Source organism: Acinetobacter sp. UBA1297 (assembly GCF_002307755.1).
In the GTDB taxonomy this organism is placed as follows: domain Bacteria; phylum Pseudomonadota; class Gammaproteobacteria; order Pseudomonadales; family Moraxellaceae; genus Acinetobacter; species Acinetobacter radioresistens.
On record NZ_DBUF01000006.1, the window covers coordinates 391,940 to 416,774 of the forward strand.

General features: G+C 41.9%; 26 protein-coding genes. 8 read left to right on the forward strand and 18 right to left on the reverse strand.

Going from position 1 to position 24,835, the window contains the following annotated elements:
• Positions 1-26 precede the first annotated feature (26 nt).
• Positions 27-839, reverse strand: coding sequence for a DUF817 family protein (locus B3R63_RS03475; RefSeq protein ID WP_111280698.1), 813 nt, complete (start codon positions 837-839; stop codon positions 27-29).
• A gap of 9 nt (positions 840-848) precedes the next feature.
• Positions 849-1,922 carry a uroporphyrinogen decarboxylase gene (hemE, locus tag B3R63_RS03480; RefSeq protein ID WP_111280696.1) on the reverse strand — a complete coding sequence of 358 codons (1,074 nt, stop codon included), beginning with the start codon at positions 1,920-1,922 and terminating at the stop codon, positions 849-851.
• Positions 1,923-2,138: 216 nt separating this feature from the next.
• Between hemE and B3R63_RS03485 the strand changes: the two genes are divergently transcribed.
• Positions 2,139-3,395 carry a L,D-transpeptidase family protein gene (locus B3R63_RS03485; protein ID WP_248088064.1) on the forward strand — a complete coding sequence of 419 codons (1,257 nt, stop codon included), beginning with the start codon at positions 2,139-2,141 and terminating at the stop codon, positions 3,393-3,395.
• A 282-nt stretch (positions 3,396-3,677) separates the two neighbouring features.
• The gene (locus B3R63_RS03490; RefSeq protein WP_005025201.1) at positions 3,678-3,938 is read left to right on the forward strand and encodes a hypothetical protein; all 261 of its coding nucleotides are present in this window, start codon (positions 3,678-3,680) and stop codon (positions 3,936-3,938) included.
• Between the two features lie 100 nt (positions 3,939-4,038).
• On the opposite strand, the gene B3R63_RS03495 is transcribed toward B3R63_RS03490, so the two are convergent.
• The 10 genes from B3R63_RS03495 to B3R63_RS03540 form a co-directional block, all read right to left on the reverse strand.
• On the reverse strand, positions 4,039-5,187 hold the full coding sequence (locus B3R63_RS03495) for a YheT family hydrolase (RefSeq protein WP_286728302.1): 1,149 nt from the start codon (positions 5,185-5,187) through the stop codon (positions 4,039-4,041).
• 1,098 nt (positions 5,188-6,285) lie between these two features.
• Positions 6,286-6,789: a flavin reductase gene (locus B3R63_RS03500; protein ID WP_286728303.1), complete on the reverse strand. Its 504-nt coding sequence runs from the start codon at positions 6,787-6,789 to the stop codon at positions 6,286-6,288.
• A gap of 17 nt (positions 6,790-6,806) precedes the next feature.
• Complete coding sequence (locus tag B3R63_RS03505; protein WP_265778963.1) at positions 6,807-7,760, reverse strand: PDR/VanB family oxidoreductase; 954 nt, start codon at positions 7,758-7,760, stop codon at positions 6,807-6,809.
• A gap of 32 nt (positions 7,761-7,792) precedes the next feature.
• Positions 7,793-8,530: an SDR family NAD(P)-dependent oxidoreductase gene (locus tag B3R63_RS03510; protein WP_286728305.1), complete on the reverse strand. Its 738-nt coding sequence runs from the start codon at positions 8,528-8,530 to the stop codon at positions 7,793-7,795.
• Between the two features lie 10 nt (positions 8,531-8,540).
• Positions 8,541-9,026: an aromatic-ring-hydroxylating dioxygenase subunit beta gene (locus B3R63_RS03515; RefSeq protein WP_017400905.1), complete on the reverse strand. Its 486-nt coding sequence runs from the start codon at positions 9,024-9,026 to the stop codon at positions 8,541-8,543.
• Between the two features lie 10 nt (positions 9,027-9,036).
• Positions 9,037-10,314, reverse strand: coding sequence for an aromatic ring-hydroxylating oxygenase subunit alpha (locus B3R63_RS03520; protein ID WP_286728307.1), 1,278 nt, complete (start codon positions 10,312-10,314; stop codon positions 9,037-9,039).
• A gap of 30 nt (positions 10,315-10,344) precedes the next feature.
• On the reverse strand, positions 10,345-10,872 hold the full coding sequence (locus B3R63_RS03525) for a nuclear transport factor 2 family protein (RefSeq protein WP_286728308.1): 528 nt from the start codon (positions 10,870-10,872) through the stop codon (positions 10,345-10,347).
• 12 nt (positions 10,873-10,884) lie between these two features.
• The gene (locus B3R63_RS03530) at positions 10,885-11,244 is read right to left on the reverse strand and encodes a hypothetical protein (protein WP_005015237.1); all 360 of its coding nucleotides are present in this window, start codon (positions 11,242-11,244) and stop codon (positions 10,885-10,887) included.
• Between the two features lie 33 nt (positions 11,245-11,277).
• Complete coding sequence (locus B3R63_RS03535) at positions 11,278-12,447, reverse strand: acyl-CoA dehydrogenase family protein (RefSeq protein WP_286728309.1); 1,170 nt, start codon at positions 12,445-12,447, stop codon at positions 11,278-11,280.
• 18 nt (positions 12,448-12,465) lie between these two features.
• Positions 12,466-13,578, reverse strand: coding sequence for an amidase (locus tag B3R63_RS03540; protein WP_286728310.1), 1,113 nt, complete (start codon positions 13,576-13,578; stop codon positions 12,466-12,468).
• Positions 13,579-13,725: 147 nt separating this feature from the next.
• On the opposite strand from B3R63_RS03540, the gene B3R63_RS03545 reads away from it, so the two are divergent.
• On the forward strand, positions 13,726-14,193 hold the full coding sequence (locus B3R63_RS03545; RefSeq protein WP_286728311.1) for a MarR family winged helix-turn-helix transcriptional regulator: 468 nt from the start codon (positions 13,726-13,728) through the stop codon (positions 14,191-14,193).
• A gap of 12 nt (positions 14,194-14,205) precedes the next feature.
• On the opposite strand, the gene B3R63_RS03550 is transcribed toward B3R63_RS03545, so the two are convergent.
• The 4 genes from B3R63_RS03550 to B3R63_RS03565 all read right to left on the reverse strand — a co-directional run bounded on the left by B3R63_RS03550 (position 14,206) and on the right by B3R63_RS03565 (position 18,840).
• The gene (locus B3R63_RS03550; RefSeq protein WP_286728312.1) at positions 14,206-15,204 is read right to left on the reverse strand and encodes a 3-hydroxybutyryl-CoA dehydrogenase; all 999 of its coding nucleotides are present in this window, start codon (positions 15,202-15,204) and stop codon (positions 14,206-14,208) included.
• Position 15,205: 1 nt separating this feature from the next.
• Entirely contained in the window at positions 15,206-16,312 is a 1,107-nt protein-coding gene (locus B3R63_RS03555) for an NAD/NADP-dependent octopine/nopaline dehydrogenase family protein (protein ID WP_286728313.1), read from the reverse strand.
• A gap of 79 nt (positions 16,313-16,391) precedes the next feature.
• Complete coding sequence (locus B3R63_RS03560; protein ID WP_286728314.1) at positions 16,392-17,405, reverse strand: AraC family transcriptional regulator; 1,014 nt, start codon at positions 17,403-17,405, stop codon at positions 16,392-16,394.
• A gap of 85 nt (positions 17,406-17,490) precedes the next feature.
• The gene (locus tag B3R63_RS03565; protein WP_286728315.1) at positions 17,491-18,840 is read right to left on the reverse strand and encodes a spinster family MFS transporter; all 1,350 of its coding nucleotides are present in this window, start codon (positions 18,838-18,840) and stop codon (positions 17,491-17,493) included.
• Between the two features lie 627 nt (positions 18,841-19,467).
• Between B3R63_RS03565 and B3R63_RS03570 the strand changes: the two genes are divergently transcribed.
• The 5 genes from B3R63_RS03570 (at position 19,468) to B3R63_RS03590 (ending at position 23,594) form a co-directional block, all read left to right on the forward strand.
• Positions 19,468-20,412, forward strand: coding sequence for an ABC transporter permease (locus B3R63_RS03570; protein WP_286728316.1), 945 nt, complete (start codon positions 19,468-19,470; stop codon positions 20,410-20,412).
• Complete coding sequence (locus B3R63_RS03575; protein WP_286728317.1) at positions 20,412-21,293, forward strand: ABC transporter ATP-binding protein; 882 nt, start codon at positions 20,412-20,414, stop codon at positions 21,291-21,293. The genes B3R63_RS03570 and B3R63_RS03575 overlap by 1 nt, the downstream gene beginning before the upstream one ends.
• Before the next feature lie 77 nt (positions 21,294-21,370).
• Complete coding sequence (locus B3R63_RS03580; RefSeq protein ID WP_286728318.1) at positions 21,371-22,378, forward strand: isopenicillin N synthase family dioxygenase; 1,008 nt, start codon at positions 21,371-21,373, stop codon at positions 22,376-22,378.
• The gene (locus B3R63_RS03585) at positions 22,375-23,256 is read left to right on the forward strand and encodes a hypothetical protein (protein ID WP_286728319.1); all 882 of its coding nucleotides are present in this window, start codon (positions 22,375-22,377) and stop codon (positions 23,254-23,256) included. The genes B3R63_RS03580 and B3R63_RS03585 overlap by 4 nt, the downstream gene beginning before the upstream one ends.
• Before the next feature lie 8 nt (positions 23,257-23,264).
• Positions 23,265-23,594, forward strand: a complete 330-nt coding sequence (locus tag B3R63_RS03590; RefSeq protein ID WP_004280373.1) for a DMT family transporter — start codon at positions 23,265-23,267, stop codon at positions 23,592-23,594.
• 87 nt (positions 23,595-23,681) lie between these two features.
• Here the strand turns inward: B3R63_RS03590 and B3R63_RS03595 are convergent, their stop codons facing one another.
• Positions 23,682-24,704 carry an ABC transporter substrate-binding protein gene (locus tag B3R63_RS03595; protein WP_286728320.1) on the reverse strand — a complete coding sequence of 341 codons (1,023 nt, stop codon included), beginning with the start codon at positions 24,702-24,704 and terminating at the stop codon, positions 23,682-23,684.
• Positions 24,701-24,835 (reverse strand): hypothetical protein (locus B3R63_RS13865; protein ID WP_414630831.1); only part of this gene is annotated, 135 nt, incomplete at its 5' end. The genes B3R63_RS13865 and B3R63_RS03595, both read right to left, overlap by 4 nt.

Consider the following 24,835-nt stretch of genomic DNA (forward strand, 5'->3'; position numbering starts at 1 on the left):
GCACTGTTAAACAGAAAGATAACAATTCATTTATCTGCTGTTTTTTTTAATTGCCATCGGCCTTGACGATCTCTGTTGCCCAGTATTTTTAATACCAGTACCAAACTCAACAGTAGCAGTAAATACCAAGAACCCAGCTTGCCCCACCCTACCATATGCCATGCATCGACTTGGCTCGGATATAACCAGATTTTATAAAATGTACTGATATTTTCGGCAATCCAGATAATAAAAGCTAAAATCAGAAGAACTGGCAACATCGGTAGTTCAAAACGGCTATAGCTCAACTGGAAATACACCCGGGTTTTCCAGAATAAGGCTATACTCCAGAAAAACAGAAGATAACGAATATCTGGAATGAAAAACTTGCTCATAAAATTAATATAAGACAAGAGAGCCAAAACCAGCATAGGTAAAAATCCTGGCAGATGTGTAAAAACGACTTGATATAATCGTAACGATCTTGCAAAGAAGCTACCTACGGCAGAATACATAAACCCGGCAAACAGTGGAACAGTCAATATTTTAAAAACAGCTGGCTGTGGATACTGCCAAGAAGCAATCGCAGGATGGGTAAGAAAAATTTCCATCAGCATTGCCATGACATGAAATAAGGCTATTACTTTAGCTTCTGCCCAAGATTCAAGCTTTAAATACAGCAGACAAAATTGAATGATCAGGGCATATAACAGCAGATAGTCATACCGGAACAAACCATAGAAAGCCTCACTCCCCATATTTGCCGTTAACATAAAAGCCAATAGCAATAAAATTCCAAATAAGGCAGCCGAAGCTGCCTTATAAAGAAATTCAAGTATGTTTTTAAGAAGCAGAATCATCCGTACATATTATCCCAGATATTTAGCACTGTACTCGTGTACAGTATCAATAAATACTTTCGGATGTGCTGGGTCTACCCACTGGGTAATTCCATGTCCAAGATTTGCGATATAACCAGTTTTTTCACCATTCAGATAGGCATCATCCAGCATAGCTTTGGTGGCTTTCTCAATTGTAGCTGCTGAACCGTATAGAGTCGCCGGATCAAGATTTCCCTGTAGCGCAGCCCGGCCATTTACAGTCTGACGTGCTACATGAAGTGGCGTGGTCCAGTCCAGTCCAAATGCATCTGCGCCAGTCGCAACCATCTGTTCAAGCCATTGTCCGCCGCCTTTGGTAAACAAGATCACCGGAACACGTCGGCCATCTTTTTCACGTTGCAAGCCAGTGATAATTTTCTGCATATAATTTAGCGAAAATTCAAGATATTCACGATGTGCTAAAGCCCCGCCCCAGCTATCAAAAATTTGAACCGCCTGTGCCCCGGCGTCGATCTGGGCATTTAGATATTCAGTGACTGCTACTGCCAGACGATCCAGCAAAGCATGTAATACCTCTGGCTGCGCATACATCATCTGTTTGGTAAAACGAAAATCCTTACTTGAGCCGCCCTCTACCATATAAGTTGCCAACGTCCATGGGCTTCCCGAAAAACCGATTAAAGGCACTTGGCCGCCTAGAGCAGAACGGATAGTACTGACTGCGTTCATGACATAGTCTAAATCCGATTTGGCATTAAATGCGGGCAGATTTGCCACATCCTGTTCTGTACGTACTGTCTTTTTAAATTTTGGCCCTTCACCTGCCTCAAAATACAGACCTAGTCCCAAAGCATCAGGAACAGTTAAAATATCGGAAAATAAAATCGCTGCGTCAAGTTCATAACGGCGCAAAGGCTGTAGGGTTACCTCACAGGCAAACTCGGTATTTTTACATAAAGACAGAAAATCGCCAGCCTTGGCCCGGGTCTCACGATATTCAGGTAAATAGCGACCTGCCTGACGCATCATCCATACTGGCGTAGAATCTACAGGCTCACGTAACAGGGCACGGAGAAAACGATCATTTTTCAGGGTCGTCATTTACTTTCCTAACATGGTCTTGGTCTTGTTGCCATCATAGCAAAAAGGCCGCATTTTGAATAACTTCTTGCCATGTTTATACAGTTTCATAAAATCACTTAAAAACAGTTTTAAAAGTATGAATTACACAAAACAAATACTGCATCTCCGTAATTTTTCTGCAATACTTAACTAAATTTACACCCAGCATATGAATAATTCTTAAGGTTGATTTCCATGTTTGTTCGCTCATTACTCGCTATGAGTTTAAGCTGTATTATTACTGGTACAGCCCTGGCTGCTCCAACTGCTGAACAGCCGCTCAATCCTAAAGTTGCCGCAACAAATACGGTCGAAGATCCAATCGACCCTCTAGAAGTCGGTGAAGATACACCAGCGAATAAAACAGAAACTGCAACGACAGATTCCCGCATTACTGCTCAAGAAGAGCGTGATCTGGACCGCGCTTCAACCACCTTGCAAAATCTGGCCCGTACTGAAGATAAAAAGGCAGATGTTGGTACCGCTCCTTCTGCTGCAAGCAAGACCACCAGTACTCCGGCTAACGTAAATCAAGCCGCTAAAACTGCTTCGTGGACTTTGGAAGGACTGAATAATGCCGAGTGGTATGATGCAATTGGCAAGGGCCAATTTCCAGTCTATGCCCGTGCCCATGTCATGTTGAATAATGCACATGCTTCACCTGGTGCAATCGATGGTATGAGTGGTAAAAATACATTAAAAGCAATTGCTTCTTTTCAGCAAATGAATGGTCTAAAACCTACAGGTGTTTTAACCAAAGAAACCTGGGATGCATTAGTTGCTAAAACTGCCGGTAAACCAGCTTTTGTCGAATATACAATTACGGAAGATGATCTAAAAGGTCCGTACGCCAGCTCAATACCTTCAGACTACGCGCTACAGGCCAAAATGAAAGGTTTATATTATGTACGTGTTTCTGAAATGCTGGGCGAAAAGTTTCACATGGATGAAGATTTCTTAAAGAAACTTAATCCAAAAGCGACTTTTAAAAAAGCTGGCGAGAAAATTATTGTACCAAATGTACGTAATGACTTGCCTGAAGATATTCACTTAATCGTTGCCCATAAGGGTGCAAAACAGCTGTATCTGTTTAATAGCCGTAATCAGATGATTGCTTCTTTCCCGGCAACAATTGGTAGTACGGATACTCCTTCTCCAGCAGGTACCTATAAAGTTACAGGTGTAGCACCGAATCCATGGTATAGCTATTCACCAAGCAACTTCGTTCAGGGTAATAACAAAAAGCCTTTATCATTGCCGCCTGGTCCGAACGGTCCTGTAGGTAATATCTGGATTGGCTTGAGCAAAAAGTCCTTTGGTATTCATGGTACCCCGAATCCATCACTCATTTCTAAAACAGCTTCACACGGCTGTATTCGTTTGACCAACTGGGACGCTAATGATTTAGGTAAAAAAGTACGCTCTGGCGTTACTGTCAAATTCCTTGAGTAATCGCTATCAGTTAAAAAAACCACCTTCGGGTGGTTTTTTGTTTAAAGAACATAGCTACAGACACCAGATGTATTCTCTTACAAAACTGCTATCAACTTTCACGTTTTTAGACAACTTGGTAATTTCTTTAAAATGCTTTGATGCTAGATTAGACCTAAACCTATAGTAATTAGAATACTGCACCTGATGCTTAATATTTCATAAGACTCTTGATTAACCAGTTATCAAAATGGTTATTCAAGCAGTAGAAATGACTCATCCTAGATATAGAAGAGGTCAGCCATGAGAAATGTATATGAAAAATTTAAAGAATTTATTGGTCATCAACCTGATCACCTAGATATGACAGCTAAAGCTGAAATTAGTGAAGATAACGAAGATTATTATCTAATTACCCAAGGCATGCCTTATTCCTTCCACCGTGATGGTGAAACCACTTATATCACCTTTAATGGTGAAACTGAGAATATTGGAATGGATACTTTCCAGCAGCACAAAGATCAGATTCTGGCATATCTACAGCAAGTGACCAGACAAATTTAGAATCAACTTAAAAGTTCAGTTTAAGATAGAAAAACTCTCCTGCATAAGCTGCTTAGCTAGAGCTTTATATGCAGGAGAGTTTTTAATATTATTTCTTTCATCAAGCTGCCTGTACAGTTTGCTGACCAGATAGTCTGTCTTGCGTATCACCAAATTGTGTAAAGAAATCTGCGATTAAGCGATGGGCCCAAGAGCTGGCTTTCCAGCCTTCATAATAGGCACAGTGACTTCCTTTTGGTGTAGTGACCAGCATGATATTATCTTTTTCGCAAATTTTATCCAGATAGGCTTGAGCATTTTCCAGGCGGCAGACCGGATCATCTCCTGAATTGAGCATCATCAGTGGGCTGGTTACCTGATCAAAAACATAAATTGGGTTTGCTGCTTTCTCATAAACTTCATAGCTTTCAAACCCTGCCAGCTCATAAACCGCAAGTTGAAATTCATGCAAATCTCTGGCGGATATTAGCGCCTGATAAGTTGAAAGCTGGGAGATTTGATTCTGATGAGCTAAAACAAATGTTTTAATAAGCTGATGCGTCATATATTGACTGTAAGCTTTATGTGCAACTTTAAATACTTCATTTAAGTTATAACCGGGACAATAGGCAAAGGCGGCTTTAAAGGCAGACTTCTTGCTCATTTCTCCTAGATACCGGACCAGCAGACCTGTTCCTGCCGACACGCCAACACAATAAAGTGAGGACTTTTTAAAACGTTCCCGCACAACAGATATTTGCTCACGCAAGTCATCGGTAGAGCCGACAATACTTAAACGTGGTGTAGTCAATTTTAAGTCAGCATGTCCTCGCCGTAAACATAGTACTACCCTCCATCCTGTCATCAAACGCAGGTCACGTACCAGTTCTCGCATACTTTGTGGCGTTCCCATTATAGTGTGCAGTACAAAAACCGTAGGTACATCATCCGGTAAATTATAACCCGACCAGTAAAGCGCGGTTGTACCTCCATCTTGCATGGTAAGAAGTTCTTCATGATCATATTCTAGTTGGGTAGTTTTTTTGCGGATCATATCAAAGTAGAAGAGCTGTAGATGAGTATTAAATAGCCAAGGTGTAGGTATATAGGGCTGATTCAGGAGAGCAATCTGCTCGGCCCATCTCTTGGCCTGTCCTGTAGGGTTATAGTATAAAGTGGGTTGTGCAGCTCCACTAAAATTTTCAAAAAGCTGGGTTACCGTGTTTAATTTTTCATACAGAGACTGAGTATTTAATTGTATGTGTAACATAGCAGGCTCCTTATCTCGTTTTTATTAGTAAGAACGCTATTACTTTGTCACCCGCCGCTTAGAACGGGCCGACTTTGAGTCTTTCCTAGACTTATAATGATTATTAACGATAAACACACCGTCCAGTTTGATCTAATTGTAATTTTCTGGGCTTATTATGTGAATAATATAAATATATGAAATAAATTAACCTCTCTAAATAAAAATTTAATTTATACCTCCTCTACAATATATAGTTTAAATTATAAAAATTAAATGCAATAATATACAAATCTTTACTAAGGGTTCAAAATATAAATAGTAAATTTTTATTTACTACATAAAGAATAACTGTATAAAATATTAAACTTATATCTAGCATTTTACTATATAGAAATATAACTAACTTAAAGTAATTTCAAGTCTTAACTAATTTATTATTAAAATTAATTCAAAATATAATAGAATTCTAATTTCAAATATTAAAATATTTATATAAAGAATTTTTGTATAATCTCTCCTTTATCTTTATATATATATCTAATATAAATGAACCTGAAACTAGAAGAAATATATAACTAAGAGAAAGTTATTACATTAATCTAAAAAATACACATTAATAATAAAATTAATATATAATAAATAGCTAACAAATAAATTATTTTAAATTTTACTTGAATCATATATTAATTATTTAAGAAATTATTTTTCAATTCAATAAGAATTGATAAAAGAAAAAATCTTTGACCTATATAAGAAAATTTCATTATATAACTGAAAATTTAAGTATAGCTTTAACTTAACAACCTAAATTATTAAAAAATTACAAATTTTATTTAAATCTCTTACTTTACAAAGTTAAAAACCAATATCTAGTCTTAGAAGTAGAGTATATTATGAAGCTTATATATTAAGCTTCAAAGCAAGATATGAGTTATAACCTATGATATCTATGGTAGGTACCTAAGTTGATATATATTTTCGAGTCCAAATAGTAGATTGATTTTATCTATAACCGATTAGATTTCAAATGAAAGACTAATTTACAATTAAGTTTTTTTAAGAATTTAATCTCTTAAAAAATTCACTATTCCATGTAATTTTCAAGTTTAAGACAAATTAAAGCTTGTATTCCTGCTGACCAATATGATGATAACAGCGATTGAAATATATCAAGCCATGACAACTCTCTTTATTCTCATTCATTTTAATGGCCTCAACCTCACAGTAAAAAATTGTATGTGTCCCAACATCATTCATTTGTCTGATCCGGCAGTCGAAACTGACCAGCGCATCTGAAAGAATTGGAGACCCGGTCAGCAGTGTAGTCCATTCCCCATGGGTAAAGCGTTCGTCCATAGGTATTCTGGAAGCAAAAGCTTGAGAAATCTGCTGATGATGTGCGCCCAGCACATTGACCGATAAAATTCCATTATCCTTAAAATGGCAATGAGAACTTGATGAACGATTCATGCAGACCAAAAGTGTGGGAGGTGTGTCAGTTACGCTACATACAGCCGATGCAGTAAAACCGAACCGTCCTGTTTCCCCTGCTGTGGTAATTACATTGACTGCGCCCGTCAGCAATGACATGCCATCACGAAAATCTGTTGTTTCTACCATGACCGTCTCCTTTGTCATCAGATATCCAGTACCAGGCGAGCCGACTTAGAACGCGAGCAGCACACCAGAATCTGTTCATTACTTGCCTTTTCTTCATCGGTAAAATAGACATCCCGATGATCCGGCTCTCCTTCAATTACATCACACATACAGGTACCGCATACACCCTGCTCACAGGACATTTCTATTTCAACACCCTCTCTGGCCAAGGCTTGTAAAATGGTTTCTTCGGCATTGACCAGAACAATTTTACCACTACGCTGAGCCATAACTTCAAACGCTTCGCCGCTGGTGTCAGTATCAACCTGAAAATATTCTTTATGGATCTGCTGCTCTGGGAAATTCTGGGTTTGTGCCAGATTAATCACCCAGTCCATAAACCCGGACGGACCACAGGTATAAATATGGCTCTGTCGATCAAGATCCTTTATAGCTGACTGAAAAAATTCGCGGTGACTGGCACCTTCAGATTTGAAATGAAACCGGGTAAATGCAGCCAGTTCACCATTTCGAATTTCATTCACGAAAGCACAGCGTTCGGGGCTGCTGCCACAGTAATGCAGTTCAAACGATGCGCCTTGATGCAGCAATTCATAAGCCATGGTAATAAGAGGCGTAATGCCAATTCCCCCACCAATCAGCACAGTATGTTTAGCCTGTACCAACGGAAATAAATTACGTGGTTCACTGACCTGAATTTGCATGCCGTTTTGAATATCGTCAAATGCCGAGACCGAGCCACCACGTGATGCCGGCTCTTTCAATATACCCAAGCGAAAAACACCCTGCTTTGCTGGGTCCTGACACAGTGAATATTGACGGATCATCCCATTAGGCAGGTGTACATCAATATGTGCGCCTGCTTCCACTTTAGGTAAAGGCTGGGCGGTTGCCGATTCAAATTCCATGACTGCAATATCACCGCCTTCGATATGCCGATGTTTCACGACTACATCATAAAGTGCTGTCATTCCAAACTCCTTTTACTTCATCAGCCGCAGGGCTATCGCATAAATAATCCACCATTAATGTCCCAGGTAGCACCTGTGACAAAATGGGCATTCGGGCTGGCCAGCAAGGCACAGGTTTCAGCAATAAACTCCATACTGCCGAGTGCCTTGACCGGAATATTCTGGATGAACTGCTCTATCTTTTCATCCGGCACTACGCTATGCACAATGGGTGATTCCATCGGTCCAGGCGCTACCGCATTTACGGTCACGCCTTTGGCCGCGAACTCCTTGGCGAAAATTTTAGTCAGCGTCACGATTGCCCCCTTACTTGCTGCATAATGTGCGCCTGTAGCCGTCCCCCCATTTTGACCTGCCAGTGAAGCCATATTGATAATCCGGCCATAGCCCTGTTCAGCCATGTATTTGCCAATAATTTGACAAGCCTGGAAAGTCCCGCGCTGATTTACCTGGGTGATCCAGTCAAAATCCGCAGCAGAAATCTCCAGTACAGGAGTAGCTTTGGTTACAGTGGCATTATTAATCAAGACATCAAGCTGGTTAAATTGCTGTCTGATGCACTCAACTGCTTTATGAAAATCTGTTTCTACAGAGATATCCAGTTTCAGGGGAAAGATATTTTCTGGAAAGCAGCTATTTTTTTTTGCATTTTCAGCTTTTTCCAGTGTGCTGGCAGAAAGAATAACCTGATGGCCCTGCCCGGCAAAATGCTCCGCAATTACATTGCCAAGGCCGGAAGCAGCACCTGTCACTAAAACCACTTGTTTCATCTATATGCTCCTACAGGATATAGCTAATACCAGCCAAGGTATCAGTTGAGTTGACCAAGCTGATAATCTTTCGATGAATACGAAAGCTGTTATCCTGATCGCGCATCAGATGATAGGTTACATCTGCCGTATAGTGACGCAGGTTTTCTTTACGGAACTCACGCAGATTTTGGGCACAGCGCAGGACAATCTGGTCATCCTGCTCGTCAATAATCCGTATCCGCGAGATACTGCGCACCGTATTGGCTTTAGGTGAAGTTGAAATGGCTTCACCATTAATCAGACGCTGAACACGTAATGTACGCATATGATGATCGTCATAGGCATAGTTCAGGTTATTTTCATAATCAGTCAATGCCGGATCAATCGGGATAATATATCTACCTTCTTCATCCCAGAGAGCAAGCCATTGCTGGTATTCAGCATGATCCAGCATATCTGCCTCAGTCCAGATAAAAGCAGTGACTTCATTTAACAGGTTTAAATTGATTTTCATTGCTCTCTCCTTAAGCCGTCATCATCTTTTTCCACTGCTGATAGGCACCGCGCATACCTGTCTCAGCACTGACATCGCTTTTTAAACCATCCTCAGTTTTAACTTCACCTGGCAAGCCGCGGTTTAACATGATCCATAAATCATTTCCGGCACTGGCTCCATGCTGTACACGCTCCCATGCTTCTGCATCATCAGGTGTACCAAATCCAAATGGTCCCTGAAAATGTTCATGCAACCGCAAGCGATACTGGTTGGCAATCTGTGGGCCGCCATCCATGGTAATAACCGAATGATGAATCTCAGTTTCCTTGACTGAAACTGGCTGTAAAACGCGGAAAAATGCCATAGAGCAGGCAATGTTAGGGAACAGGTTCAGGTTAAAACCCGAGCCTCCTACTGCACGGACAATACGTCGCACTTGTAGTTCTTCATGCCCTTCATTGCGCAGGGCTTGTGCCAATTCTTTAAAACGTTCCTGAATCGGACGTTCCATCAGGTCTTCTTCAAGGTCAACCAGCTCAGGTATCATGACCATAACGCTGTGGCCATTGCCTAAATCTTCTACAAAACCTGGCTGATTTTCAAAATTAAATAACTCTTCAGTTTTATCATCAACCGAGCTTAAGAATGACTTGTGCACTAATGGAAAATGATAAGCATCAGTTGTATTTTCCAGCTGTATTTTCCAGTTACCCGGAAAGCGGAAACGATGTTCGCCTAGCACCTTGACCGGATAACCGGCACCCTGTTTCATAAACAGGTCGATCCATTTCTTGGCTGGCCCCAAGAATTCTTCCAGAGATTGAATGTCCTGCTTAAATGAGGCAAAAATCATACCGTTATATTCTTCAACGCGCAGGCTGATCAGAGGGAATTCAGATTTATCCAGACATTCGCCATAACTCTCTGGTGAAGGCACACCACGCAGGCTGCCATCCAGGGCATAGCTCCAGCCATGATAAGGACAGACAAAACTATTGGTTTTGCCCTTTTTATGTTCACACACGGTAGCGGCACGATGACGGCAACGGTTTAATAAAACGTGAACTTTCTTTTTACGGTCCCGTACAGCCACGACTGGCTGCTTACCAATATTAATCGTTTTATAACTACCCGCCTCAGGAATTTCGCTGGCATGGGCTACCCATACCCAGGTGCTATAAAAAATTTTTTCCATTTCATCTTCAAAGATTTTTTCATCTTTATATAAAGAAGTATGGACACGGTCATGCTGGACCAGTTCATTATAATCGGTATCAATATTATGCATCGGAATAATACTATTCATGGCAACTGTCCTTTTAAATTTTTCCTGTCTTCATTCCTGAGCCGGTACTGGCAGTTCAACTTCACTGTTCCAATGCGAAACAGGACGGCTAAATATATTTTCAGTCTGGAAATGCTTGATTTTCCATAAACCGTCAGACTGTTTTCTAAATTTCACAGTGAGCTTGGCTGCATTTAAGTGGCTATGGGTATCACGGAAGGTCGAGGTCTGTAACATCAGCCAGCGACCTGTCGCCTCATGGCCATTGATATCAATCTGTTCTGAGCTGACAAAGTGTGCATTCAAGACAAAATGTGATTCTTTCTGGGTATAGCTTTTGAACATGTCATAGATTGCCTGCCATGATTCAAACTGACCGAAGGACCTGGAGTATTTTTCTCCGATTCCTTCCCAGATACTGTTACGGTCAAACAGCCCCATTAACTCGTTCAGATCAGTATCTGCATCTAGAGCATCGCAGATTTCCATATAACGGTTTATGCAGTTACGAATCGCATTTTGTGCCTCAAGCTGTTCAAGCCGCATTAATACAGAGGCCAAGACTACTCCATCAGTCATTTCTGTTCATCCTTAACGCTGGATCACCAGTTCACGGCCTACACGTGCTTCAACCTTGCAGTATTTCCAGAGCTTGAATGGCCCTTCTCCTACCACTGTGGTTCTAAACAGGTTGCAGGCTGCATGAACCGTTTCTATATCTGGCACATCTGCCAGCAAGTAGGTTGTCCATGGCCAGCCAGCACTTGGCCCTACCATACTTTGGTCGTCGTCTAAACTTCCATATACGGTTACGCCCGGGAGGTCATGAATACCGTGCCACATTTCACCAAAAGCAGCCCAGACTGCCTTAGCTTCTGCTGGCTCTGCATCAAAAAAGTTCTGGTTAATCCCCATACAGAACAGCACACGTAAAGTCTTTTTCGCTTCCATTTCAAGATTCCTTTTTTAAATAATGCGTTAAGTTTATAAATAGCCGGGTGTCGGATTCAGCCCAAAACTGATTGCACCTGCATTTTGTAAAGTAGCGTCTCCCATAAAGGCATGCTGGGTGACCACATTGGTATCATTTACAAAGCGACTAAACGGATGATTGGTATAGATCGCGGTCATACCGGCAAGCATTTGCATCTTTCGGGCGACTTTGGCTGCTATACGGGCAGCATGTGTGCATGACAACCGCATATCGCTGATCTGCTGGGCGGTTGGTTTGCGCCCTTCATTTACTTCCTTCCATACCACATCCATGGTCTGATAAAACCAAGTTCGGGCAGCCAGAAATTCGGCTTCTGACTGGGAAAATTCATATTGGGTAACTGGTCGCTGAGCAATTTCTGCCCCGCCCGTAATTGATGCCTTACCCGGTGCAAGCTTTTTAAACTCATCCAGGGCTGCAGCGGCCACTCCAATCCCTACCACCGTTAATACCTGAGTGGCTAAAGATAATGATGGGTACTTAAAAAATGGCTCAGGTAATTTTGAAGGCTCACCACGAACAAAGGTCCATTCCTTGGGTACCAGTACATTTTCCACAACCAGGTCATGACTGCCCGTTCCTTTCAGGCCCACAGTATCCCAAGTCATTTCAATTTTAGCTTTACTGGCGGGCATAACTGCCATACGTGGCAGGCCATGTGCTTCATTATCTTTTCGTGGTGCAATACCCACACCGACAATATCAGCGCCCATGCAACCGCTTGAAAACTTCCAGCGTCCCTTGACCAAAACCCCGTCATCCGTAATTTCTGCCGGCTGAGGTGGAAAAATCCCCCCTGCAAAAACTATATCAGGGCTATCCTTGTAAAGTTCCTGAAGAGTAGTTTCAGGCAGGCTGCCCAAATAAGCCGGACTCATGCCGAAGCTTGCGACCCAACCGACTGAACCATCTGCCATAGACAGCTTTTCAATCAGTTCGCAAAATTGACGTGGTGAGCATTCATCTCCACCAAAACGTCGTGGTACCAAGGCACGATATACGCCCAACTGCTTCAAGCGCTCAATAATATCTTGGCTGACATACGCCTGATTATCAAATTCTCCAGTGCAGGCGCGCTCACGAATTTCCTGACATAAGGCATCCAGATTGACCACTGGCCTGACTTTTATATCCAATTCCTTGGCAGATAATTGATTCATTAGCTAACTCCTTGTTATTTAATGCGCTGCCTTAATAATAAAATCCGCGACCGCACATAGCTGCTCGTCTGCATTTTTCCTGCCTACCAACTGCAAGCCCACTGGCATACCTGTCATAGTTTGCAGAGGAATATTCAAAGCAGGATGACCTGATAAATTGAATGGACGCACCAGTGCGGTAAGATTTAAAAATGCTACAGTATTTTCAGCCTCTGCCACTCTAGGGGGTATCTGCGGTAAGGTAGGTAGAATCAGGGCATCATACTGTTCAAGTAGCTCATCAATTTCCTGAGTAAACCTGGCTTTTACATCTTCTGCCTGCCGAACCTGCTCTAAAGTCGTTTTGGCCGCGTTAAGTAGTCGCTGTTGAACATCCGGACTGATTTTTCCGCTTTCTGTAAGCGCTCCATAAGCTTGCCAGTTTTCATAATTAATAATCTGCATCCCGGCTTGAAAGGCTTCACTAAAGGTAGTTACCTGTACTGGCTCTAGTTTTAAATTTGTCTGAGTCAGATAGTCTTTAATACAATCCCAGACTGCTGAATCCGCTTCTACATTAAGTACCGCCAGTTTAGGTTGATGCTGGATTTTTTCTGAAGACTTAAAAGTAGGGTCAATAATCTGCATTGCGGTAACAATCATTTCGACTGAACTGGCAAATGGTCCGACACAGTCCAGTGAACTTTGCACAGGATAAACACCTTTACGGCTCACCCGCCCAAAACTGGGTTTAAAACCAAATACGCCACAGCAGGCTGCCGGCATGCGGATAGAACCGCCCGTATCTGTGCCCAGACTAAAATCGGCCAGGCCAGCAGCCACCGCGGCAGCCGAACCGCTGGATGATCCCCCTGGAATCAGATCTGGATACTTTGGATTAACAGGTGTACCAAATACAGGATTAATTCCTGTAATACCAAATGCCAGTTCATGCAGATTGGTTTTTGCAGTTATGACGCAATCAGCTTTCAAAATAAGGTCTACAACTTCTGCATTTGCCAATGCAGGCTCTACCTCCATGAGTGCCTTACTTCCTGCCATAGTTCTTAGGCCCCGAATGTCGATAGAGTCCTTAACCATGACTTTCAGTGCACCTGTACCTTCATGGACTTCCTGTGCGATAATATTCATTCACTTTTCCATGTATTTTTATTTTATAAGCTTAATATCTGAAAATTTAATGTAATTGTCAAGTAACTTTTATGAATGATAAGAAAGAAAATATTTCATAATTTTGTTTATAATGAATTTACATTTTTTCAAAGATATGGCTTTGTCATGCTGAGTCAGCTAGAACAGTTTTTACCTAATAAAGATCCAAATAGCTTAAAAAATTTTCCATTTTTCTGGATTTCTCAAATTAATGGGAAATATACTCAACTTATTGAAAAATCTATAAAAAAATTAGGAATAGATAATACCCGACGTAAAATTATTTTAAGTGTAAATGCAGTAAGTGAAGCCAGTATTACTGAAATTGCCAATCTTTCAACAATTAAATTGACGACCGCAACCAAAGCTGTTTATCGTCTGGTTGAAGACGATATTGTGGAAGTTTTTTCCTCACAACTTGATGAGCGGGTGTCTATGGTGAAACTTACTGAAAAAGGCCAGCAGATGGTTGAACAGATCAACCAGATCAGCCAGGTAACCCTGGCCGGAATTCTGCATGCTTTTGAAGAGGAGGAGCTGCATGACTTAAACAAGCAGTTAAAAAAATTGTTTGACCTGATGCCTTCTAATTGATGCCAGTCTTATTTATTGATACCGGATGCTTAAAATATCCGGTTCAGGCTGTAGACCTGCTGCAGCAATGCGGGTGGTAAAGGCCTTCAATACCTGTAATTTATAGCTATCAATATCTACTGTATGATAATTATAAAAGCCCTGTTTTTCACGTAGCCCATTTCTTTTATTTTGCATGTTTTCAGCAATAATAGCCGGAGCGCTATAACGTGTACCCAGTTCTTTTTCCAGATACTGTGAAGCATAAAACAAAATATCACCTCCACCCCAGTCAATAAACTCAAGCAGGCCCAATACAGAAAAACGCAGGCCAAATCCGGTTCTAATCGCAATATCAATATCTTCTGCCGAAGCTACGCCTTCTTCAACCATACGGGCAGCTTCATTCATGGCCAGTGCCTGAATACGCGGCACAATATAGCCCGCACTGGCCTGACATACCACGGGTACTTTACCAATAATTCTTAAAAATGCTTTAAGGCGCTCTACCACTAAATCTGAAGTTTCTGCTGTCCGGCTTAACTCTACCAGAGGCATCAGATAAGCCGGATTTAGCCAGTGTGCATTGATTACCCGTTCTGGTACAGAAAGCATCTGGGCAATCTCGCTCACCAAGAAAGTCGAAGTAGTAGACGCAACAATACATTCTGATGGCAGATATTGATCCAGCCATTTAAATATTTCCTGTTTAATCTCTTTAAGCTCAGGAACAGCTTCCATTACCAGCTCACAGTGACTTAAAAAGTTCTGTGATTTATTTCTGCTGGTTACTTCAATACGTTTTAAAATAGTTTCAACGTATGCTTCCTGAATAAAGTTGATACTAACCAAGAGCTGCAACTCCTGAGAAATATCGCTAATAATCTTCTGCCTGTATATATGGAATTCTTCTGGATCGCGTTCTCTGGCATCTATCAACTGAATATTTAATCCTGCATAGGCAAAAGCAATCGAAATTGCCTTCCCCATACGCCCTGCTCCAACCACAGCAATTTGTTTGATTAACTGCATATCAGGCTCCCTGCTGTAGAATGGCAGATATTTCCTGACGGCTTTTTTGGGCTAGCTGCAGATTTTCCAGGGTACGACCAGTTTGATAGAAATTCTCTCCTGTGACTGCCGAGGCAAGATTCAGTAAACCCTCGGCAACTGGTGTCGGTACTCCAGCCCAGCGCCCAACAGAGACTAGAAAAGACAACCCCAACTTGGTATCTTCGAGCATATATCGGTGGGTATGCAGATCGATATCTTCACGCCAGTCTCCACTGTCGGTCAATTTTCCATGTGCCCCGCGGCCATACATCCACTCATCACCCTCTCCTTCTTTATTATAATGATCTGCCAGAGGAAAATGTGGTGCACTATAACCAAGCGCTTCACGAACTTGAATACGTTCAGTATCCAGCTGAGTAGTCACCCTGCGAATAGACTGTTGAGTCCCTTCATTGTGAATATCCCAGGTTTCAAAATACTCTAGTGCTCCGGCATTCATTAGTATCAGGGGTGGATGGATTACTGGTCCGGCATTTATCAGTGCTCCACTTAGGCTATTTTCAAGTGGCTCAATACTCGGATAAGCCTGCTGAAGTATCTGAAAAGCCCGCTCAGATAACTGGCTCGGAAAAACACCGGTAGGTAATCGGGTAGCGTAGCCACTCACCACAATCTGGTCAGCAGCGTGTTTACGGACCAGATAAGGTAGCGTACCTGTTTCTGCAAATGCGACTTGGGCATAATTTTCTGCCTCTTTCATGGCTTGCGCGAAGATATAACTTCCAAAAGTCCCCGGCGGCAGAAAAACCACTTGCCCTTCCTGCAAGTAGGGCGCTATCTGTCGGGCCAGATCCTCATGAGTTGTCGCTGGTAAAGGTATAACGATAAGCGCTGCCTGTTGAACCGCTTGCTGTAAATCCTCACATAAAGTGATCTGACTATTCTGAAATCCGACACTGACTGAACGGTTACCCTGATAGTCCTTGATTTTTAACTTGCCCGCTTCTGCCAGCCGCTTTAGGGCCTGTGTATCACGGCGCCACCATATTACCTCGTGATTTTTTTCAGCCATTTCTACTGCTGCTGCATAACAGCCATGGCCACCGCCCAGTACCGTAATTTTCATTGGTAATTTTCCTGATCTGCTTTTACTTGATGCTAAACAGGAGAAATCGGGCTGTCTTACCCGATTACGAACAGATTGTTCAGTTTACGAAATAAGATGAGCAATGCGCATGTGCCTGCCTCAAAGTCTGTGATGGCAGACAACCGTACCGTTTTTTATAAAGTGTAGAAAAATGCCCTAAACTGTTAATACCATTACGCAGCAGAATATCAGTTACAGTTTCATGCGCTTGGCTATGCTGTAACTCATGATGGATGAGTTTAATACGTAAGTCTCGAATATAATCAATTGGGGTTTGATGGAAATACTGGTTAAAACCTTTTTGCAGGGTCCGCACCGATACTCCGCACTGCTTGCCCAGCTCTGCCAGTACAATATTATTTCGGATATGCCGGGCAATATACTGTCTGGCTTTGTTCATATAGCCAGGCAATATGACTTTCCCCCGCTGCTGCATTTGCGCAGTATAATTATTCGGAACCTTCAATAAAATCAGTTCAATCAGATATCGGCCAAAGCTTTCAGAAATAGTATCCCAATGCTGGATGTTGTAATGGGCATGACAAAGATAGTTCAGAGTTTCGATAATCGCTTCGACACCTTCTGTCGTACAGGGTATACCGCAGTCAAACCGTAGTGGCTCCGCTACCATATGGCCGAGCATTTTGTAGAGCTGTGTGTCAACCTCCTGTCTGGACAGCTTCAGAATAATATTACGACAGTGCTGGCTGGTAATAATCCGATTTTTACTATGGGGATGTGAAACCGTCATAATACCGGGTGACTGTATAATCAGCCGGGCATCATGTTCGATCTTGCACTCGCCCTCAAGCGTAACTCTAAACAGATAATGGGCAGAAGATTCATCTATAGTAATTGCCACAGGCGCACTGTATTTCAGATCATAGAGTGCTGATGTGCCAAAGCTAAAACCATTAAGACGCGTATTTAGAATCTGGCTGGAATCTACCTCAAACTGATGGGGACACAAATAATGGCTAATCTGCTGTTTAATAGTGTGATAGTCGGTCGAGCTGAACAATAAAAAATGATCAAGATAATGCAGACGGTCTATTTGTGAAATCAGGCTCATATTCCAGCTCCATCTAAGTTTTATTTGTTTTTAAATAAAAAATGCCTACTGCAAGCAATAGGCATAAATATGATATGTTCTCTTCCTAAGCTGCATGTTCCTTTTGCATACTTTGGGCAAATGCTTTACAGCCAAATTTCAGCAGCAGAAAAGCCACTACACATGAAATTGCGCCAACAATTGATAAAGACATGCCTACCATCAATGGATTTTCAAAGATTTTGTCAGTAATTAATGCAACCAGTGTTGTTCCAATTCCTACTGCAACCAGATTACTGATTAGCAGAAAAATTGCCGAGATCTGAGCACGTAACTGGTTTGGTGCCAGCATTTGCATCGCCGTAGTGGAAATAGGCATTGGAAATGACGCAAAGAACATTGCAGGCACCAGCAAGGTAACAGAGAGCCATAATGGTTCAACTTGCGTAAAAAATATGATCGGCAGAATTAACCCTGTGATTCCAATAACACCTGTAATCATAGGGGCATCTTTACGGCCTTTTTTAACAAACCAGTCATTTAACCAGCCTGCACAGAATACACCTAAAGTATTAGCCACCAGCAATACACTACCTAGCATATAACCGGCTTCTGTCGGAGTCATTCCATATTTCCGCATATAAAAAGCAGGTGTCCAGCTGGTTAAACAGTACAGTGCCATCGCATAAAATGTAAAACCCAGATAATGGCAAGTAAAAGTTTTACGGTGCTTGCCAATAAAACTAAAGCTGGATTTAAAACTGACTTTTTCTACTTCACCATGAGCATTAAGACGCTGACCTTTACGCTTTGGCTCTTTCACAGTGAGTATAAACAGCAGGCCAATAAAAATGCCGGGTAATCCAACAATAATAAAAGCCGTTTGCCAAGCTTTTAACATACCGAAAAATGGCACATCAATCAGGCTTGTATCCTTCAGCAATCCTATAACATAGCCACCGACCAGAAAGGCAATGCCGCCTCCTACAAAAGAACCAATCGAATAAACTGCTACTGCACGTCCCAGTTTTTCTTTGCTAAACATATCGCTAAACATTGAGTAAGCAGCAGGTGACAGAGCAGCTTCACCAATTCCGACCCCCATACGGCTCAAGAAAAGCTGCACGAAGTTTTTACTGAGTCCGCAGAATGCTGTAGCCAGACTCCAGAAAATAATTCCGATAGAAATCAGTTTTGGCCGGGAAAAACGGTCAGCAATATAGGCAAGTGGCAATCCCATAAAGGCATAAAACAGGGAAAAAGCCAAACCATGCAGCAGGCTAAACTGGGTGTCAGTCAGATTCAGGTCAGCCTTGATCGGCTCGATCATCAGTGCCAGAATCTGCCGGTCAATAAACGAAAAAATATAGGCCAGCATACACAGCAGTACGACGTACCAGGTATATACACTTGATTTACTTATACTTCCTTCTGTCTGTATATTGAGATTACTCATATACTTACCTCCATGTCGGTCCTGTGTATCGGTTCAGGACCATTTTTCTGTTCAGTACTTATCATTTTTATATAATCTTCTTCTCATACTGTGCTCTACACCTGATCCATGGCGCCTGAATAACAAAATCTAGTGAATGTAAGCCTTATTATTCAAAATTATTGTTATTCATTGAGCTAAACTGCTGCTGAGCTCCGGGTCTATATTATGAAAAGTACTCCCCCTCTATACTGAATAATTATTTGCTTTTTATCTGTAATTTTCCATAACTTTTTAAGTATAATTTTATACCTTAACTTGTTTTATCTCTAAGTATTCCTGTTTGTAGTTTTAATAAGTTAATGAAAAAATTAATTAATTTAGAATTATTTTATTTCTAGAAGAATAAAGCCCTAAATAAATGCATTATTTGTTTAATATGATGATTTTGATTAGCCTTGTAATCTGCTTTTCCAACGCCTTAAATATAATTATATTTATTATTTTAAAACATATAGTTAAATTAAAAAATACAAACCAGTTTTAGCTTGAAATTCTATAATTACTCTTCTGCTTTGTAGGCTTGGCATTCATTTTGCTTAATCAGTATTACGTTTTATAAAATTTGTAATATTGAGGGGCAACACTATGAGTTACGTTGCACATGAACTCAGTCCAAGAAACAAACTGCTATTTGGCTTGGGGTCTTTTCTAATTCCAGTTTTAATTTGGTGTGCAGTCAGTTATTTACCATGGATCTGGCATCCACAAGTCCAAATTACGGATTCAGGTAGTGTTGCCTATTTACAGGTTGATAGTCGTATTGATAAAAATACCTTTTTTTCTGCTGCCCAGTCTGCAATAGATCAAGGTCTTGCTCCACCGCAAGGTATACTCGTCAATCCAATTTATTTGCCCGCACCGCACGAAGTTGCAACTGCACTGGTCACAGCCTTTACGACTGCACCTGCTCAGGCCAATGTCCCCTGGTTTCATGAAAGCCTCTGGCACAGTATCAAGCTGGTGTTTACGGCATTCTTTATTTCTTCACTGATTGGTATTCCACTCGGTATTTTATGTGGTTTTTCCAATAAAATTTCCCAGTTGACCGAACCTTTTATCGAGTTTTTCCGCTACCTTCCTGCCCCGGCCTTTGGCGCGCTTGCAGTCGCTATTTTAGGAATCAATGATGCACCTAAAATAGCCATCATTGTCATCGGCACCCTGTTCCAGCAAATTCTAATTATTGCCAATACCACACGCCTGGTCGATCGTAGTCTGATTGAGACCGGTTTCACTTTGGGTACTAATAAAATTAAAAGCCTATTTCATGTGGTGATTCCGGCAGCACTGCCTGAAATTTATCGCAATCTGCGTGTGCTGCTTGGCTGGGCATGGACCTATTTAATCGTGGCTGAACTGATTGGTAGTACCTCTGGTATTACCTGGTTTATTACCCAGCAAGCCCGCTATCAGAACTTTGCGAATGTCTTCGCAGCTATCTTGATCATTGGTGTGATTGGCCTCGTTTTCGATGTAATTTTAATGAAACTGGGACAACGCTTATTTAAATGGAAACCGGGAGCAAACTAATGCAACACACTGAATTTAATACCCGTGAATACTTTGACAAAATTTATACCCGTCCGGTGATCCTTGAAGCCAAACAGCTTACGCAAAAATTCAGTTATGGTAAAACCGAACGTACAGTTTTAAATGCACTAGATCTGAAAATTCACAGACGCGAGTTTATCTGTGTGATTGGGCCTTCCGGTTGTGGCAAGTCAACCTTTAGCCGTGTAGTTGCAGGACTTGACCCTTATAGCAGTGGTGAGATTCTGGTCGATGATAAACCAATTACCGGTCCAAGTCCGGAGCGTGGCATGGTATTTCAGGGCTATACCCTGTTTCCTTGGAAAACCGTCAAAGAAAATGTCATGTTTGGTCCGCGCATGAAAGGTCAAAGCAGTGCAGTAGCCGAAGCACAGGCCCGTGAATGGATCAATATTATTGGTCTGGATAAATATGAAAACCAGTATCCGCATGAGCTGTCTGGCGGGATGAAACAGCGTGTCGCGATTGCCCGGGCTTTGGTCAATGAACCGAAAATCCTGCTCATGGATGAACCTTTTGGGGCACTTGATCCACATACGCGGCAAAAAATGCAGCGTCATCTGATGGACCTGTGGCAAAACATTGATATCACCATTATTTTCGTCACCCACGATATGGATGAAGCCATTTTACTGGCCGACCGGATTGTGGCACTCAAAGCCAATCCGGGTGAAATCAAGGAAATTATAGAAGTTGATTTACCCCGTCCACGCCGTCCAGACGTCATGCTTAGCCCTGAATTTAAACAGTTAAGACAGCATGTCGATCATCTGGTGCATGCTGAAGAAGATGAACTGGACCCAGCTCTGGCAGAACTGCCGGTCATTCCGCGTATGACCAAGGTCAGCAGCAAGAAATAATCTTATTCAAAATGCCGTTGGGACGACCCAAAGGTTTTTATCGCTGTGTTGGACGACCAACATTAGAGGTGATTGTCATGCAAACGCAATATGTACTTCCACTGGTTGATATTTCAAAATTGCAAAGTCCGGATTTAGCTGATCGTATTGAAGTTGCTCATAATCTGGATCATGCCTGTAAAGAAGTCGGATTTCTCTATCTGCAAGGTAGCCAGTTTAATTTTGACTACGCCAAAGCCCTGATTGAAATGGCCCAATCCTATTTTTCTCAGAATCTAAACACCAAGATGCAGCACTATATTGGCAAATCAAAAAATCATAGTGGCTATGTGCCGATTGGCGAAGAACAGTTTGCAGGCAACAGTTATGATTTAAAAGAAGCCTATGATGTCAATTATGATTATCAGGGTACACAAAAAAACTGTCCTTTACTTGGCCCTACCTTATGGCCAGACCATCCGGATTTCAAGTCTGTCGTCAGCCAATACTACAATCATCTGCGTGAGATCAGCCAGCAGATTTTTTCTGCTTTTGCACTGGCATTGGGCGTCAAAGAAGACTTCTTCGCAGATAAAATCACTGATGCACCAAGCCAGTTGCGTTTAATTCACTATCCTTATAATCCAGAAATACAGGATGCCGAAGGTATAGGTGCCCATACCGATTACGAATGCTTTACCTTGCTGTTACCGACCGCACCCGGCTTACAGGTTTTGAATAAAGCCGGTGAATGGATCGATATTCCATTGATTGAAAATACTCTGGTGATGAACATTGGTGACATGATGGAAATTCTGTCTAATGGTAAATATCTGGCCACCAAGCATCGGGTGAAAAAAGTGTCGGAAGAACGTTATTCATTTCCGCTGTTTTGTGCCTGCAATTATGACACCGTGATTGAACCGGTTATTCACACTGAAAACAGCAAATATGCTGCCATGATTGGTGGTGAGCACCTGTTTAATCAGACCGCCCAGACCTTTCAATATTTAAAACAGCGCGTCGCTAGCGGTGAACTGGTCTTAAAAAATGCTGTACCACTTTCCTCTTTTGGACTTGAAGAACAGGCGGAGACAATATCATGAATCTGTTCGAAGTAATTAAGACTTTAAAACCTACGACTACTCAGCCAGAGATGATTCCGGACTTTTTATATGGGGCCTTCCGGCGTAAAAGCATCAGTTTTTATAATGGTCTGACCGATGAAAATACCATTGTGTACTGGTTCCAATCGCGCAGTTTTACCATTGATCTTCGTCTAAAGCACCAGACGCAAACAGCTGTTCCTGAACGCCAAGGCTGGATTGGTAATACGCTTTGGGATAGCGCCAGCCAACTCTTGTCCTGGGAAGTGAAAGACTACGCCAATTACCAGAACCATGTGCAGTGGCCAGAACCGGCAAAACTATATGCGATTGGCAACTGTATTCTGGAATTTTCTCCAAGTCATGTCTATGTCGAAGACTGGCGCCAGCAGGTACAACGTGGCCTGTTTTTAGGCTTGCGGCTGCAATCTGCAATTGAAGTGCAATCTGGCCAGAAACTGGAAATAGATGGTGGTCTGATTATTTGTGCTGATCATGTTGCCTATGCCCTGACGCGTTTGCCTGAAGTGCAAAGTGCAGTCGCTCAAATGGACTTGAAAGCTGTCGATCCGACCGTGTTTGCCTTGCTGGAAAGTTTTGAGGTTTCTATCGGGACTGATGCTCAAGCTAAAACTTATAGCACTCGTAGCGGTGAAACAGGTAAAGCCTTTAACCTAGAAAATTTCGAAGTTTTTAATGAAACTAGTCTGGTTCAGCACGTCATTTTAGATGCTCGCGATATTAACCTGATTTTTGAAATTGATATTTACCAACCGGACTTTGTATTTCAACACACCACCGTAACGACTGCGGAAGCTGAAAACTGGCTGAAATCAGAACAGGATCTCCTGATGCATCATGCACAACAGGTGTTATAGGGAAGAATATGTCTTTTTTATATCTTTCAATTGCTATTATTGCTGAAGTTATCGCGACTTCTGCACTCAAAGCCTCCAATGGTTTTAGTGTGCTCTGGCCATCTCTTGCCACTATTGCCGGTTATGCCGTTGCCCTGTTTTTCCTGTCACTTACCATGAAAACCATTCCGATGGGCATTGCCTATGCCATCTGGTCCGGTGCTGGCATTATCCTAATTTCAACAGTTGGCTTGCTGGTATTTAAACAGCAGCTAGATCTCCCTGCACTGATCGGTCTGGCGTTTATGATCATTGGCATTATTTTTATCAATGTCTTTTCCAAAAGTACGCAGCTTTAATTTTTTAATATTCATCTGACTATAAAAATCCCCAATCTGGGGATTTTTTATAGCTTTAGTTTACATTCCGGAATGAGGCGGCAAGCTCTATTTGAGTTCTTGCACCAAAGTTGGAACAATCACACCATCCACATTCATTTCCGTTGTATAAATGCCGTTAGCTACATTGAACTTGTTCACATGATAGCTTGAGCCATAAATTGAATCAAAACCATTACCTTTGGTAAATACTTTCTTGTTGGCTGCCAGATCCAGTAAATGCGTGCCATCAATAAACTGCATATAGGTTTTTGGGTCGACACCGACACGTTTGGACATGATCTGTGCCGCTTCTTCACGAGTCGCCGGATCATTGATGTATTTAACGGTTTTATCCCAGACCTGAATTATCTTTTTCCATTGCTCTTTATTGGCTTCCAGATGGGCCGGGTTTACAGTCAGGGTATCGTAAATCAGGCCAGGTTTATCTTTGGAGGTAAAAATGATTTTTGAGCCAGCCACCGCAGATAGAGCCTGGTTTGCCACCGGCTGCCATACAGCAATCGCATCAATATCAGGGGTAGCAAACACCTGTGGCAATTCATTGGTCATAGTATTGACCAGTTTAACCTCATTCAGGCCAACTTTGACATCATCCAGTGCAGTGGACAGCAGCAAGTGATCCACCAGACCTTTTTCAGTCGCAACTGTTTTTCCTCGCAAGTCCTGTATCGAGTTAATCCCGTTCTTGGCAATGATTACGTCATTTCCAGCTGAATAGTCAGTTGCCATGATCATCACACCCTTGGTACCGCCAGAGCCAGTGACCAGATTATCACCATTAGTGACCATTACGGCATCCAGCTGATTGGCTGCAAATGCAGAGAGTGAAGAAGAATAATCAAACCACTTAAAATCGGCATTGATACCTGCTTCTTTAAGCCAGCCTTTTTCAATCGCTACCTGCCAGGCTACAAAGCCCGGCCAGTCGCTATAACCAATCCGAATCGGCTGGTTTTGCGTACTCTCACTTGCTTTGGTATTTGATGCAGGAATTTTTGCAGTATTGTCACAGCCGCTAAATAAAACAGCACCACAAATCGAGACTGCCAGACTGAGTTTTTTCATCATTGTGCGACTTCCCCTATGCATTCACATTTAAATTTGGTATTTGAAAGCTGTTTAGATTTCATAAATTCGCGCCAGCCCCCGAATTGACTGATATCAGTTGCATCTTCAAGTGCATAGCCTTCACAGATAAA

Coding starts and splice junctions, on each gene's coding strand:
- B3R63_RS03475 (WP_111280698.1), bottom strand. CDS start 839: ATGATTCTGCTTCTTAAAAACATACTTGAATTTCTTTATAAGGCAGCT.
- hemE (WP_111280696.1), bottom strand. CDS start 1,922: ATGACGACCCTGAAAAATGATCGTTTTCTCCGTGCCCTGTTACGTGAG.
- B3R63_RS03485 (WP_248088064.1), top strand. CDS start 2,139: ATGTTTGTTCGCTCATTACTCGCTATGAGTTTAAGCTGTATTATTACT.
- B3R63_RS03490 (WP_005025201.1), top strand. CDS start 3,678: ATGAGAAATGTATATGAAAAATTTAAAGAATTTATTGGTCATCAACCT.
- B3R63_RS03495 (WP_286728302.1), bottom strand. CDS start 5,187: ATGTTACACATACAATTAAATACTCAGTCTCTGTATGAAAAATTAAAC.
- B3R63_RS03500 (WP_286728303.1), bottom strand. CDS start 6,789: ATGGTAGAAACAACAGATTTTCGTGATGGCATGTCATTGCTGACGGGC.
- B3R63_RS03505 (WP_265778963.1), bottom strand. CDS start 7,760: ATGACAGCACTTTATGATGTAGTCGTGAAACATCGGCATATCGAAGGC.
- B3R63_RS03510 (WP_286728305.1), bottom strand. CDS start 8,530: ATGAAACAAGTGGTTTTAGTGACAGGTGCTGCTTCCGGCCTTGGCAAT.
- B3R63_RS03515 (WP_017400905.1), bottom strand. CDS start 9,026: ATGAAAATCAATTTAAACCTGTTAAATGAAGTCACTGCTTTTATCTGG.
- B3R63_RS03520 (WP_286728307.1), bottom strand. CDS start 10,314: ATGAATAGTATTATTCCGATGCATAATATTGATACCGATTATAATGAA.
- B3R63_RS03525 (WP_286728308.1), bottom strand. CDS start 10,872: ATGACTGATGGAGTAGTCTTGGCCTCTGTATTAATGCGGCTTGAACAG.
- B3R63_RS03530 (WP_005015237.1), bottom strand. CDS start 11,244: ATGGAAGCGAAAAAGACTTTACGTGTGCTGTTCTGTATGGGGATTAAC.
- B3R63_RS03535 (WP_286728309.1), bottom strand. CDS start 12,447: ATGAATCAATTATCTGCCAAGGAATTGGATATAAAAGTCAGGCCAGTG.
- B3R63_RS03540 (WP_286728310.1), bottom strand. CDS start 13,578: ATGAATATTATCGCACAGGAAGTCCATGAAGGTACAGGTGCACTGAAA.
- B3R63_RS03545 (WP_286728311.1), top strand. CDS start 13,726: ATGCTGAGTCAGCTAGAACAGTTTTTACCTAATAAAGATCCAAATAGC.
- B3R63_RS03550 (WP_286728312.1), bottom strand. CDS start 15,204: ATGCAGTTAATCAAACAAATTGCTGTGGTTGGAGCAGGGCGTATGGGG.
- B3R63_RS03555 (WP_286728313.1), bottom strand. CDS start 16,312: ATGAAAATTACGGTACTGGGCGGTGGCCATGGCTGTTATGCAGCAGCA.
- B3R63_RS03560 (WP_286728314.1), bottom strand. CDS start 17,405: ATGAGCCTGATTTCACAAATAGACCGTCTGCATTATCTTGATCATTTT.
- B3R63_RS03565 (WP_286728315.1), bottom strand. CDS start 18,840: ATGAGTAATCTCAATATACAGACAGAAGGAAGTATAAGTAAATCAAGT.
- B3R63_RS03570 (WP_286728316.1), top strand. CDS start 19,468: ATGAGTTACGTTGCACATGAACTCAGTCCAAGAAACAAACTGCTATTT.
- B3R63_RS03575 (WP_286728317.1), top strand. CDS start 20,412: ATGCAACACACTGAATTTAATACCCGTGAATACTTTGACAAAATTTAT.
- B3R63_RS03580 (WP_286728318.1), top strand. CDS start 21,371: ATGCAAACGCAATATGTACTTCCACTGGTTGATATTTCAAAATTGCAA.
- B3R63_RS03585 (WP_286728319.1), top strand. CDS start 22,375: ATGAATCTGTTCGAAGTAATTAAGACTTTAAAACCTACGACTACTCAG.
- B3R63_RS03590 (WP_004280373.1), top strand. CDS start 23,265: ATGTCTTTTTTATATCTTTCAATTGCTATTATTGCTGAAGTTATCGCG.
- B3R63_RS03595 (WP_286728320.1), bottom strand. CDS start 24,704: ATGATGAAAAAACTCAGTCTGGCAGTCTCGATTTGTGGTGCTGTTTTA.